At 29.3% G+C, this 12,750-nt stretch carries 11 protein-coding genes; all 11 read left to right on the forward strand.

The window, feature by feature from the left end:
- Positions 1 to 2 precede the first annotated feature (2 nt).
- The 11 genes from VJY38_RS09560 (at position 3) to VJY38_RS09610 (ending at position 12,712) form a co-directional block, all read left to right on the forward strand.
- Positions 3 to 2,051, forward strand: a complete 2,049-nt coding sequence (locus VJY38_RS09560) for a T9SS type A sorting domain-containing protein (RefSeq protein WP_353680468.1) — start codon at positions 3 to 5, stop codon at positions 2,049 to 2,051.
- Between the two features lies 1 nt (position 2,052).
- Positions 2,053 to 4,275, forward strand: coding sequence for a glycosyl hydrolase 53 family protein (locus VJY38_RS09565; RefSeq protein WP_353680469.1), 2,223 nt, complete (start codon positions 2,053 to 2,055; stop codon positions 4,273 to 4,275).
- Between the two features lie 9 nt (positions 4,276 to 4,284).
- On the forward strand, positions 4,285 to 6,849 hold the full coding sequence (locus tag VJY38_RS09570; RefSeq protein ID WP_353680470.1) for a cellulase family glycosylhydrolase: 2,565 nt from the start codon (positions 4,285 to 4,287) through the stop codon (positions 6,847 to 6,849).
- Positions 6,850 to 6,951: 102 nt separating this feature from the next.
- A complete protein-coding gene (locus VJY38_RS09575; RefSeq protein WP_353680471.1) occupies positions 6,952 to 7,848 on the forward strand; it encodes a phosphoribosylaminoimidazolesuccinocarboxamide synthase in 897 nt (298 codons plus the stop codon).
- Positions 7,848 to 8,138, forward strand: coding sequence for a DUF971 domain-containing protein (locus tag VJY38_RS09580; RefSeq protein ID WP_353680472.1), 291 nt, complete (start codon positions 7,848 to 7,850; stop codon positions 8,136 to 8,138). Before VJY38_RS09575 ends, VJY38_RS09580 begins: the two co-directional genes overlap by 1 nt.
- Positions 8,139 to 8,152: 14 nt before the next feature.
- On the forward strand, positions 8,153 to 8,749 hold the full coding sequence (gene pgsA / locus VJY38_RS09585; RefSeq protein WP_353680473.1) for a CDP-diacylglycerol--glycerol-3-phosphate 3-phosphatidyltransferase: 597 nt from the start codon (positions 8,153 to 8,155) through the stop codon (positions 8,747 to 8,749).
- Positions 8,733 to 9,197 (forward strand): phosphatidylglycerophosphatase A family protein, encoded by a 465-nt coding sequence (locus VJY38_RS09590; protein WP_353680474.1) that lies wholly within the window; start codon positions 8,733 to 8,735, stop codon positions 9,195 to 9,197. The genes pgsA and VJY38_RS09590 overlap by 17 nt, the downstream gene beginning before the upstream one ends.
- A 12-nt stretch (positions 9,198 to 9,209) precedes the next feature.
- Complete coding sequence (locus VJY38_RS09595) at positions 9,210 to 10,466, forward strand: competence/damage-inducible protein A (RefSeq protein ID WP_353680475.1); 1,257 nt, start codon at positions 9,210 to 9,212, stop codon at positions 10,464 to 10,466.
- Positions 10,459 to 11,028, forward strand: a complete 570-nt coding sequence (gene thpR, locus VJY38_RS09600) for an RNA 2',3'-cyclic phosphodiesterase (RefSeq protein ID WP_353680476.1) — start codon at positions 10,459 to 10,461, stop codon at positions 11,026 to 11,028. Before VJY38_RS09595 ends, thpR begins: the two co-directional genes overlap by 8 nt.
- 2 nt (positions 11,029 to 11,030) lie before the next feature.
- On the forward strand, positions 11,031 to 12,083 hold the full coding sequence (recA, locus tag VJY38_RS09605; protein WP_353680477.1) for a recombinase RecA: 1,053 nt from the start codon (positions 11,031 to 11,033) through the stop codon (positions 12,081 to 12,083).
- Positions 12,080 to 12,712, forward strand: a complete 633-nt coding sequence (locus tag VJY38_RS09610) for a regulatory protein RecX (RefSeq protein WP_353680478.1) — start codon at positions 12,080 to 12,082, stop codon at positions 12,710 to 12,712. Before recA ends, VJY38_RS09610 begins: the two co-directional genes overlap by 4 nt.
- The last annotated feature ends 38 nt before the right edge of the window (positions 12,713 to 12,750 follow it).

Genomic DNA, 12,750 nt, shown 5'->3' on the forward strand with positions numbered 1-12,750 from the left:
GTATGAAAAGAAAGACAAACAACATTTATTCATTTATAACTTTTATCGTTACCATGTTAATTTTTAATTCAATAAGTGCACAAATGGTAACAGTAAAAATGAGAATAAATACAGCTACAGTTTTAGACACATTGCGTCCAAACCATATTGTTTTGGTTTGTGGAGAATCGCAAAAAGGAACAGATCCAGCAATTACATGGGATAAAAATACCGGCATAAAAGCAAAAAATATTGGTGGCGATTACTGGGAAGCAGAGTTTAAAGCCTATCCAGGAGATGTAATTAAATATAAATTTGTAACTTATTTTGATCTTAATACTCCTACATTTCACTGGTCTGGATGGGAAGGACCAATTGATGCTGGTTTTGCAACAGGTGATAACAGAGGATTAATAGTTGGCGATAAAGATACAACACTTCCAATTCAATATGTGAATGGCTGGGAAAATAAAGTCCAGCAATTCTGGAAACCTTTTGAAATCAAACCAGATTCAATTGCAATCTATTTCAGGGTAAATATGGGTGGTGCTAATTTCGATCCTGAAAAACAAGAAGTTGAAGTAAGAGGTGGTGCTCCACTTGGAACAGATAATCCATGGATAAAAATTTGTACTTTAAAACGTGAAGTTAATAGTGTAAATGGAGGTTCATTCTGGTCTGGTGTAGCATATGTTGCAAAATCTGCAGTAACACCTGGAACTGTTCAGCAATTTAAATTTGTTATCAAATCTCCAGAAACATGGGAAAGTACACCAAATCGCTCCTTCACTTTCACTGAGGATATTATAAACAGTGGCGAAGTAACCATTCACTGGTATTATTTCAATGATGTAATGCCTCGTGGCTCAAAAGTTTCAGCAAATGTTCTTTTTAGATTAAGATTGGATGCACTTGAAAAAGCTAATTTATTTAATAGAGCACTCGGAGATAAAGTAGGAGTAACTGGTCCAAAAGGCTGGGCTTCTGGTGATTTTAATTTTGACACCGATCCTACAGTTCTCAAAATGACTTACAACCCTGACCTCGAAGAATGGGATTTACTTGAACCATTTACTCTTTTCCCAAACGAAGTATTGAGTTATAAATATTATATTGCCTGGGATTCTTCTCGTGTTGATCCAAATAGCCCAAACTATATTCCCGGTTTACAACTTTCTAATGGCTGGGAAGAACCAGGTGTAACCGGTGGTGCAGATAGAAAATATACATTTACTGATCAACCTGAACAGATTGTACCGGGTGATTTTGGTGCAGAATATCAATTCTTTAATAGTATTCATCCAAACGGTGTAATTAAAAATCCACTTAAACTCAAATTCAAAATTAATATGGCACCAGCTACTGATGTTGTAACAAATCCTACAAATCCACTTTTCAGACCGGGACTTGATACTGCTTATATTCAATTTGATGGAAGCTTAATTCCTATTACTCAAGGTAAAACTATGTATGGAAGTGATAATCGTGTTATGTTGAGTGATCCTGATGGTGATATGATTTATACTGGTGAAATTGATCTAAATCCTCCTACTTTTTATCAAGTTTGTTATAGAATAGTTTATACATCTCCTCAAGGTGAAATATGGAATGGTGGAGGTGTTCAAAAAGGAAGAAGATATTATCAATACATTTTGCCAGTAAGTATAAATCCAGTTGTTTGGCCAGATACTTATGAACTCGCTTTAATGCAATGGAAAGCTTCTGATTTGACCGTGGAAGATCATCCTGACTTAGGTCCAGTTACAGATATAGAGGCAGAACATGCAGTACCAACTGCTTATAAACTTTATCAAAATTATCCTAATCCATTTAATCCATCAACAGTAATTACTTATGCAATACCAAAGACAGAAAATGTTAAGCTTGAGATTTATAATATACTCGGTCAAAAGGTAATTACTTTGTTTGATGGTCAACAATATGCTGGAACTCATAGCATTTCATGGAATGGCAAAAATGATTTTGGACAGGATGTTACATCTGGAGTTTACTTTGTAAAACTAAGTGCTGGTTCGTTCTCTCAAGCTAAAAAAATGATGTTGATTAGATAATATGAAATTATTAGGAAAAATATTTTTAATTCTGACTCTTTTTTGTTTGAATTTGTATTCACAGACTGATGATTTTATAAGAGGAGTGGACATTTCGTTCACTCCTCAAATTGAAGATCTTGGTGGTAAATATAAATTAAATGGTGTTGTTAAAGATTTACTGGATATTCTAAAGGAAAAAGGTGTGAATTATATTCGATTAAGAATATGGCACACTCCAAAAGATGGCTATTGTGGATTAGAAAAAACAATTCAATTTGCAAAGAGAATAAAAGAAAAAGGTTTTAAATTTTTACTTGATTTTCACTATTCAGATTCATGGGCAGACCCAGAAAAACAAACCAAACCCGCTGCATGGTCTAACCTTTCTTTTGAATCTTTAAAAGATAGTGTTTATTCATACACAAAATTTGTACTCGAATCTCTAAGAGCTAATAATGTTCTCCCAGAAATGGTACAGATTGGAAATGAAGTCACAAATGGTATGCTCTGGCCTGATGGAAAAATCTATGATCCAACTCTTAATCAAAGTATACAATGGGTAAAGTTTGCACAACTTCTTCAAGCAGGCATTAATGCCGTAAAAGATGTTGATTCATCAAACATTAAAATTATGATTCACATTGATAGAGGTGGTGATAATAATGGCGCAGTGTATTTCTTCAATAAATTAAAAGAACAAAAAATTAATTTTGATGTAATTGGGCTTTCATTTTATCCCTGGTGGCATGGAACTCTTGAACAATTGAAATATAATTTGAATGATTTATCAACAAGATATAATAAAGATATTATTGTTGTTGAAACAGCTTATCCATGGACATTAAACTATCAAATCGATAATCATGGAAATATAGTAGGACAAAATACAAAATTATTACAGGGTTTTCCTGCTTCGTTGAAAGGACAAAAAGATTTCTTAATTATTCTAAAAAAAATCATAAAAGAAACAAAGAATAATAAAGGGAAAGGATTTTTTTATTGGGAACCAGCTTATATTTCTGTACCACCAATTGGTTCATCATGGGAAAATTTAACACTTTTTGGTTTTACAAATTCAAATCTCGAGGCTGAAGCACTTTCATCAATAGATGTTTTTCTTCCTGATGTAGATTATGCAACTATAAATGTTAAAATGAGAATAAATACTTCTACATTAAATGATACATTAAAACCAAATGGAATTGTTCAATTAAGAGGAGAAGTAAAAGGAAAAAGTTCAAGTTTATTACCAAGTGGTGAAAGAATTACCTGGGATAATCTTTCAGAATTAATTTTCAAAAATATTGATGGAGATAATTGGGAATATACATTTCAAATGTATGAAGGAGATACTCTTGAATATTCAATTTGGACAGGTCATACAAAAACTAAATATACTTATTTGAGTGGAGGCTGGGAGGGTCCTGTTATTCCTTTTGATAATAGCAATAAAAATTATCGATTATTTATTGCAGGCAAAAATGATACAATACTTCCTGTTCAATATTATAATTCTTCAAAAAGTAAAATTTATCAGTACTTTTCACCATTCAAACAGAATAATGATTCAATTGGTATTATGTTCAGAGTCAATCTCGCACATTTGATGAGCAAAGGAATTTTTGATCCTGCGAAAAATGGTCCAGTTGTTGTTCGAGGGGATTCAATCGAATCAGAAGGAATTCTTTCCTGGAATAGAAATAAATTAATCTTAAAAAGAGAAGAACCGAGTGTTGCAAATAATTCATTCTGGTCTGGAATTGTCTATTTTCCAAAATATTTAATTCAAAAAGGACGTAAAATTCATTATAAATTTTATATAGATAATGCACCATTCAATGGCTGGGAAAATTCAATACCAGATCGATATTTTTATTTTCCTTCAGAAGACTCAACATTAGCATGGAAATTTTTTAATGATAAAAATTTGATCACAGATATAAAAGAAGACAAATCTTTACCTGATGATATAAAACTATATCAAAATTATCCTAATCCATTTAATTCAAGCACAACAATAAAATATGAGCTTAATAAAGATTCTTATGTATCTCTGTGTATTTATAATTCTCTTGGTGAATTAGTAAAAGTCCTTGATAATAAATTCATTAAAGCTGGTTCTTATTCAATTCTCTGGGATGGAAGAGATGATAATGGTATTTACGTACCTTCTGGAATATATTTCCTGAATTTAGTAGCAAACGAAAAAAGACTTGTTAATAAATTAATTTTATTAAAGTGAGTGTAAAATATGTTTAAGAAAACTTTATTATTTCTTTTTATAATTTTCTCGGTTATATATTCTCAAAGGAATGAAAATAATATCTATGTTGATAAAGATGGTATACTTAGATGGCAAAATACAGATGAAGAAGTAAGATTATTTGGAGTAAATTATACCACACCATTTGCTTATGCTTATAGAGCTCATAAAAGATTGGGACTTTCATTAAAACAAGCAATTGATCTTGATGTTGAGCAATTCGTTCGACTTGGATTTGATGCTTTTAGAGTTCATATGTGGGATAGAGAAATTTCTGATAAAGAAGGAAATCTTTTACAGAATGAACATCTTGATTTATTTGATTATCTCATCTACAAACTTTCACAAAAAGGAATAAAAATAATTATCACACCAATTGCATGGTGGGGAACAGCCTGGCCTGAACCTGAGTTCGAGACACCAGGTTTCTCAAGTTCTTATTCAAAAGTTGAAATGATTTCAAATCCAGATGCACGAAAATCACAAAAAAATTATTTGAAACAAATTATAAATCATTTCAATCCTTATACTAAACTAAAATACAAAGACGAACCATCAATTATAGCAGTTGAAATTATTAATGAACCACATCATCCAGATGATACATCACTTGTTAGAAAATACATAAATGAAATGTATGATGCATTACGTGAAGAGAATTTCACTAAACCTATTTTTTACAATATTAGCGAAAGCTGGAGTGATTCACAGGCTCAAGCAGTTTGCAACTCTAAAGTTGAAGGTGTTTCATTTCAATGGTATCCCACAGGTTTAGTTCACAATAAAATTTTAAATGGCAATTATTTAATTAATGTTAACAAGTATAAAATTCCATCTGAAAATATTAAAGGATTTAATCAAAAAGCAAAAATGGTATACGAATTTGATGCTGCTGACATAGGTTCTTCTTTTATGTATCCAGCAATGGCAAGAAGTTTTAGAGAAGCAGGAATGCAATTTGCAACTATGTTCGCTTACGATCCTTCTCAAATTGCATGGAGTAATACTGAATATCAAACTCATTTTCTAAATCTTTTATACACACCTTCAAAAGCCATTAGTTTGATGATTGCCTCGAAAGTATTTCATTATTTGCATAAAAAATCTTATGGAGATTTTCCTCAAAATAACAGGTTCGAAAATTTTAGAATTAGTTATGAAGAGAATTTAACAGAATTAAATTCACCAGTAGAATTTATTTATTCTAATTCTACACAATCTCTCCCTGTTTCTCCAGATAGTTTGATTTTGATAGCTGGTACTGGTAATTCGAAAATTATTAATTATGACGGAACTGGAGCATACTTTTTAGAAAAAAAAGAAAGTGGAATATGGAGACTGGAAGTATATCCAGATGTTTTATGGCTCAGAGATCCTTTTGAACAAACAAGTACAAAAAAACAAATCGCAAAACTTTTCTGGAATGAAAGAACTATAAAAATATTTCTCCCTGAACTAAAAGAAAATTTTAAAATCATTCCTTTAAGCAGTAATCAAAAATCTTTTTATTCATTTAAAAATGAATTTAAAGTTAAACCAGGAATTTATTTGCTTTGTGTAAATAATCTGGAGTCTAATAAGGTCAAGAAATATTTAAATCGTAAAAAATTTTTAGATGGTTTATATACTCCAGAATTTAAGAATGATCTTCCTGTTGATGTAGTGAATAAAACACCGCACTATATTTTAGTTAATGATTATCAAAAATTTCTTTTTGAAATTGCATCTAAAGAAAACATTGAAGAAGCAGCTTTGTACATAAGAAGATTAGGATGGAGAAGATTTCAAAAATTTATTCTAAAAAACACACACGGCTTTAATTATGTTTTAAGTGATTCACTAAACTTATTAAATGCTGGCGACCTTGAATTCTGTGTAACAGCTAAAATTAATAACAAAGTATACACATTTCCTGATGGCAAAGAAATTAGTCCAGATGATTGGGATTTTTACTTTGATAATTTATGGAAGACAAAAGTTTTAGATAAAAATACACCTGTTGAATTATTTAATGCATCAAGAGATTATAAAGATTTAGTTTTTCCACAATTTACAAACTCAACAAGATTTTTTGTTGATTACAATAATGGTTCTACAAGTGAATTAAGCACAATTAAAATATCAGTGCAAACATCTGGCAAAGATGAATTTCCATTTGGATTTCAATTAAACCTGAGCACAATATTAAATTCTATTAAAAGCAATCTATCTAATTACAAAACAATTATTCTAAAAGCTCGCACATTGAATGATGATAAACTTAAGATGAAAATTAATTTTATTACTGATGATGGCAAATGTTTTCAGAGTGAAACTGAATTAAGCAAGTTAATGGAAGAAAAAGTTTTATCATTAGATGATTTCAAAAAAGGATCTTCTTTAATCCTTCCATTTTCATATCCAAAATTTCTACCAAAAATTTGGAATAATAATTCACAATCAGAAAATGAAAAGTTGACTTTAGATAAAGTAGAATTTCTTCAGTTTATAATTGATAAAAATGAAAACAAACCAGACCACACTTTTGAAATAGAAAGTTTGATAATAAAATAATTTTATTGAATCCCTTTCATATTTCTTTTTTAGTTCTATTGAATCACTTGCATAGTCTAAGTATATTAACATATATAATTATTTATCAGAAAGGGATTTTTGATGGGAATTAATGTTATCACAAAAACAAATTTTGAAAATCTAAAATTCTTCAAAAGTGGAAAAGTACGTGACATTTATGATTTAGGTGAATATTACTTAATTGTGTCTACCGATAGAATCTCTGCATTTGATGTTATTATGAATGAAGGAATTCCATATAAAGGTGAAGTTTTAAATAGAATTTCAGCTTTCTGGTTTGATTTTACTAAAGATATTATTGATAATCATTTAATCACAACAAATGTTGATGAATATCCAGATGAATGTAAACCTTATAAAGAAATTTTGAAAAATCGTTCGATGCTTGTTAAGAAAGCTGAATTAATTCCACTTGAATGTATTGTTCGTGGTTATATTACAGGATCTGGTTGGAATGATTATAAAAAAACTGGTTCAATTTGTGGTATTAAACTTCCAGAAGGATTGGTAGAATCTGAAAAATTACCAGAACCAATTTTTACTCCATCAACAAAAGCAGAAATTGGTTTACACGATGAAAACATTGATGAAGAAAAAGCAATTTCTTTGGTTGGAAAAGAAACATTCAATTTCTTAAAAGAAGTTACTATCAATATTTATAAAAAAGCTTCGGAATATGCACTTCAAAAAGGAATTATAATAGCCGATACAAAAATGGAATTTGGTTATTATGATGGGAAAATAATATTGATTGATGAACTGCTCACACCAGATTCATCAAGATTCTGGCCACTGGAAGAATATAAAAAAGGAGTATCACAAAATAGTTTTGATAAACAGTATGTTCGTGATTATCTGCTATCAATTAATTTTAATAAAAAGCCACCAGCACCACCATTACCAGAAGAAGTAATATTTAATACAAGTAAAAAGTATCAAGAAGCACTTTATAAGCTAACAGGAGAAATAATATCTTAATGTTTCCCATTCGAATTAGTAAATATGATAACGATAATCTTTTAATATTATGGGATGATAATCACGAACAAAAAATTAAATTTGCAAATCTTCGCTATTTATGTCCATGTGCTATTTGTGAAACTGAGCGAATAGAAAATGGTAAATCATATATACCAATTTATTCAACAGAGCAAATAACTATAAAAGAAATTAAAATAATTGGGAATTATGCTTTGAATGTTGTATGGAATGATAATCATGATACTGGTATTTATGATTTTCCTTATCTAAGACAATTATCTGGTTAATACTTACACTTATCATGGTACTACCAAATCAATTAACTGTTTTAAGAATTATTCTCACACCAATTTTTTTGTATCTATTTCTGTATGGTGAAAATACCACTCTACAAATTTCATTCGTAGTTTTCATTATTGCAGCAATTACCGATTGGTATGATGGCTGGCTTGCACGTAAATTTAATTACATTACTGAATGGGGAAAATTTTTAGATCCATTAGCAGATAAAATTTTAACTTCTGCTGCTTTTATAGGTTTTGTATTAGTTAATGTACTTGAATTGTGGATGGTAATTTTAATAATAATTCGAGATATATTGATAACAGGTATAAGAATTTATGCAGACTATAAAAAAGTATCTTTTTCTACCAGTTATTCAGCTAAATGGAAAACTTTTTTACAAATGTTCTTTATTTATTATTTGTTATTCATATATACAATAAAAACTATTGATTGGATATATACAGGTAGAGAAAAATTTTTTAACCTGCTTCTTCACCCACTTTTAATTTATTACTCAATGCTTTTTATAACTTTATTTACTGTTGTAACTGGAATTACTTACATTTACACAAATAGATTATTGATTAAGCAATTATTTGGAGTTAAAAATTAATTTCATCGAAAAAATATTTGGTTCTGGTTTTTATACTGGTTATATTAGAAAGGCGAGTGGTACGTTTGCCAGTCTTTTAGCAATTTTTATTTTTTTAATCCCGGGCTTTGAAAATCCCACACTAATGATTTTTTTAATAAGCATATTTATAATAATTGGTGTTGATATAGCAATAAAATTTGAAAAAGTTTATGGAAATGATCCAAAAGAATTTACACTGGATGAAGTAATTGGAATGTGGATTTCTTTACTTTTTATACCCAAAAAAGTTTGGTACATATTTATGGCTTTTTTAATATTTAGATTTATGGATATTGTAAAGCCATTTCCAATTCGAAAATCGGAATCATTAAAACATGGATGGGGTGTTATAATTGATGATGTACTTGCAGGTATTTATACTTTTATTATTATTCAAATAATATTTAATTTATTGAACAAAAACTAACTATTTACATATATGAATGCATACTTAATTACAATTGGTGATGAAATTTTAATTGGTCAGGTTCTAAACACAAATGCTGCTTATCTGGGCGAACAGTTAATAAAAAATGGAATCAAAGTTATAGGTTCAAGTGTTCTTCCAGATGATGAAAGTAAAATTCTTAAAGAATTTAAAAGAGTATTTAAGTTAAGTGATATCATAATTGTTACTGGTGGATTGGGACCTACACATGATGATGTAACAAGAAAATGTATAGTAGAATTTTTTGAGACTGAGCTTATTTTGAATGAAGAAGTTTTAAATGATATTAAAAAATTTTTTGAAGTCAGGGGAAGAGAACTAACAAAAATTAATGAAGAACAGGCACTTGTTCCTAAAATTGCTGAACCAATTAGAAATACTCGTGGCACTGCTCCTGGTATATGGATAGAAAAAGATAATAAAATTTTTATAGCAATGCCCGGTGTGCCTTACGAAATGAAAAACATGATGGAAACATATGTATTACCTAAATTGATTAATAAACTCGAGCACAAAGGCACAATTATATTAACAAGAAATTTGCTTACTACCGGAATCCCAGAATCTACTTTATTTAGTAAACTTGGAAATATCGATGAGTTATTAAATGGAGCAAAACTTGCATTTCTTCCTAATCAATTTGGTGTTAGATTAAGAATTACAGTCGAAGAAAAAGAACAACAAAAAGCAATTTCAAAATTAGAAGAAGTTGAACAAAAAATACGAAGTATAATTGGAAAATATATTTATGGAAAAGATGATGATACACTTGAAGGTGTTGTAGCAAAATTATTAATCGATAGAGGATTAAAACTTGCTGTAGCTGAATCATGTACAGGTGGTTTAATTACACATCGTTTAACAAATATTAGTGGTAGCAGTAACTTTTTAGAAAGAGGCGTAATTGCTTATAGTAATGCAGCTAAAGTAGAAATCTTAAAAGTTGATGAAGATATAATTTCAAAATATGGAGCAGTTAGTCTCGAAGTAGCAAGACAAATGGCAGAAGGAGTTAAATCAATTAGTGGAACAGATATTGGCTTATCAACTACTGGAATCATGGGTCCTACAGGAGCTACTCCTACTAAACCTGTTGGTTTAGTTTATATTGGAATCTGTGATGATAAAATTTGTACAGCAAAAGAATTTAGATTTGGAGATGATAGAATATTAAATAAAGATAGAACTTCTCAAGCAGCACTTGAAATGCTAAGAAGATATCTATTAGGAATATCTTACGATGATTAGAACATTTATTGCACTGGAAATACCAGAAGAAGCACTTGAAAAGATAGTAAATATTAAAAATCAGTTGATTAATGATTATGAAAAATTAAAATGGGAACCCTTAAACAAATTACATCTCACTTTAAAATTCCTGGGCGATACCGAAGAAAATATTGTACCGAATATATGTTCAGAAATTGAAAAACTATTAAAAAACTATGATATATTAAATCTATCTTTTCAAAAATTTGGTTTATTCATAAAAGATAAAAAACCAAGGATATTATGGATTGGATTAAATGATAATGATAAACTTATTAAATTAGCAAATGAAATTGATGAATTAATTTCAAAATTTGGATACCTGAAAGAAAAAAGAAAATTTACACCTCATATTACACTATTAAGAATTAAAGATAAAGACGAAAAATTTTATAAAGATTTTTATAAACTTACAGAAGTAGAAATTCCAGAAATTAATTTTAATGCTAACAAAATCACTTTTTTTAAAAGTACATTATTAAAAAGTGGTTCAGTGTATGAGCCATTAAAAAGTTTTTATATAAAAAATAAAGGAGAATAAAAATGTCGCTGGATAAAGATGCAAGAATGAAAATATTAGAAGATACTATTGCTAATCTTGAAAAAACTTATGGTAAAGGAACGATAATGAAACTTGGGGATGGAGTAATTAATAAAGTAGAAGCAATCTCTACAGGTTCATTATCGCTTGATTATGCACTCGGGATAGGTGGTGTACCCAGAGGAAGAATCATCGAAATTTTTGGTCCTGAATCATCTGGTAAAACTACTCTTTGCCTTCATATCATAGCCGAAGCTCAAAAAAAGGGTGGTCTTGCTGCATTCATTGATGCCGAACATGCACTTGACTTAAATTATGCAAAACGTCTTGGCGTTGATACTTCAAATCTTTTATTATCACAACCAGATTTTGGTGAACAGGCTCTTGAGATTGTAGATACTTTAATTAGAAGTAATGCTCTCGATGTAATTGTTATAGACTCTGTTGCAGCATTAGTGCCTCGTACAGAAATTGAAGGTGATATGGGCGATCCTCAAATGGCTGTGCAGGCAAGATTAATGTCGCAAGCTCTTAGAAAAATTACAGGGGCTATAAGTAAATCTAAAACTTGTGTGATATTTACAAATCAATTAAGAAGTAAAATTGGTGTTATGTTTGGAAATCCCGAAACAACTACAGGTGGTAATGCACTTAAATTTTATGCATCGGTTAGATTAGATATTAGAAGAGTTAATGCAATTAAAGATGGTAATAATGTAATTGGTAGCAGAACAAAAGTAAAAATTGTTAAGAGTAAAGTTGCCCCACCTTTCAAAGAAGTTGAATTTGATATTCTTTATAACGAAGGAATTAGTAAAGCAGGTGATATTATAGATTTAGCAACAGAACACGGAATTCTTAAAAAAAGTGGTGCATGGTTTACTTATAAAGATGAACGATTCCAGGGTCGTGAGCAATTGAAACAACGAATGCTTGAAGATCCAAAATTTTTTGAAACACTCGAAAAAGAAGTAAGAAGTGTTCTTGGAATGACAAACGGTGAAACGCAAGAATCTACAACTGAACCTGAGACAAAAAATAAAAAAACTAAATGATCATAACATCAATTAAAAAAAAAGGGAATAATGTTGAAATTCAATTTGATGAAGGTAAACCAATATTACTTGATCATAGAGTAGTAATCGATAATGGTTTAAGAAAAAACGATGTAATTACAGAAAGTAAAAAGAATGAATTATTACATTTAAATGAAAAATTCATAATAAAAAATACAGCATTAAAATTTATCTTAAGAAGATTGCATTCTGTTCAGGAATTAAAGAATAAATTATTAAAAAAAAATTTCAATAAAGAGCTGATTAATGAAGTTATAAACGAATTAATATCAAAAAATTATTTGAACGATTTAGAATTTTGCAAAGCATATTTTGAAGAACGCTTCGTAAGAAAAAAAATAGGAATAAATAAAATAAAGTTAGAATTACTAAAAAAAGGTGTAGAAAAAAAAATAATAGATGAAGTAATAAATGAAGCAGATGAGAATGCATCTTTAAACAACGCTTATGAAGTAGCAATAAAAAAATTGAGATTAATCCAGCATAAAAAATTAGATAAACAAAAAAAACAACAAAAGTTATATTCATTTTTAGTATCGAAGGGTTTTCAGACAGATATTATTTTAAAGGTATTAAAAAAATTAAATCTCGATGAAGAAGCTTTGTAAATTTTGTAGATAGAATCATTATATGTATTTTTACACCT

The organism is Rosettibacter firmus (assembly GCF_036860695.1).
Lineage (GTDB): Bacteria > Bacteroidota > Ignavibacteria > Ignavibacteriales > Melioribacteraceae > Rosettibacter > Rosettibacter firmus.

Excerpts from the sequence above, each read along its gene's own strand:
- VJY38_RS09570 (WP_353680470.1), top strand. The coding sequence starts at position 4,285 with ATGTTTAAGAAAACTTTATTATTTCTTTTTATAATTTTCTCGGTTATA.
- VJY38_RS09610 (WP_353680478.1), top strand. The coding sequence starts at position 12,080 with ATGATCATAACATCAATTAAAAAAAAAGGGAATAATGTTGAAATTCAA.
- VJY38_RS09565 (WP_353680469.1), top strand. The coding sequence starts at position 2,053 with ATGAAATTATTAGGAAAAATATTTTTAATTCTGACTCTTTTTTGTTTG.
- VJY38_RS09560 (WP_353680468.1), top strand. The coding sequence starts at position 3 with ATGAAAAGAAAGACAAACAACATTTATTCATTTATAACTTTTATCGTT.
- VJY38_RS09595 (WP_353680475.1), top strand. The coding sequence starts at position 9,210 with ATGAATGCATACTTAATTACAATTGGTGATGAAATTTTAATTGGTCAG.
- recA (WP_353680477.1), top strand. The coding sequence starts at position 11,031 with ATGTCGCTGGATAAAGATGCAAGAATGAAAATATTAGAAGATACTATT.
- VJY38_RS09575 (WP_353680471.1), top strand. The coding sequence starts at position 6,952 with ATGGGAATTAATGTTATCACAAAAACAAATTTTGAAAATCTAAAATTC.
- pgsA (WP_353680473.1), top strand. The coding sequence starts at position 8,153 with ATGGTACTACCAAATCAATTAACTGTTTTAAGAATTATTCTCACACCA.
- thpR (WP_353680476.1), top strand. The coding sequence starts at position 10,459 with ATGATTAGAACATTTATTGCACTGGAAATACCAGAAGAAGCACTTGAA.
- VJY38_RS09580 (WP_353680472.1), top strand. The coding sequence starts at position 7,848 with ATGTTTCCCATTCGAATTAGTAAATATGATAACGATAATCTTTTAATA.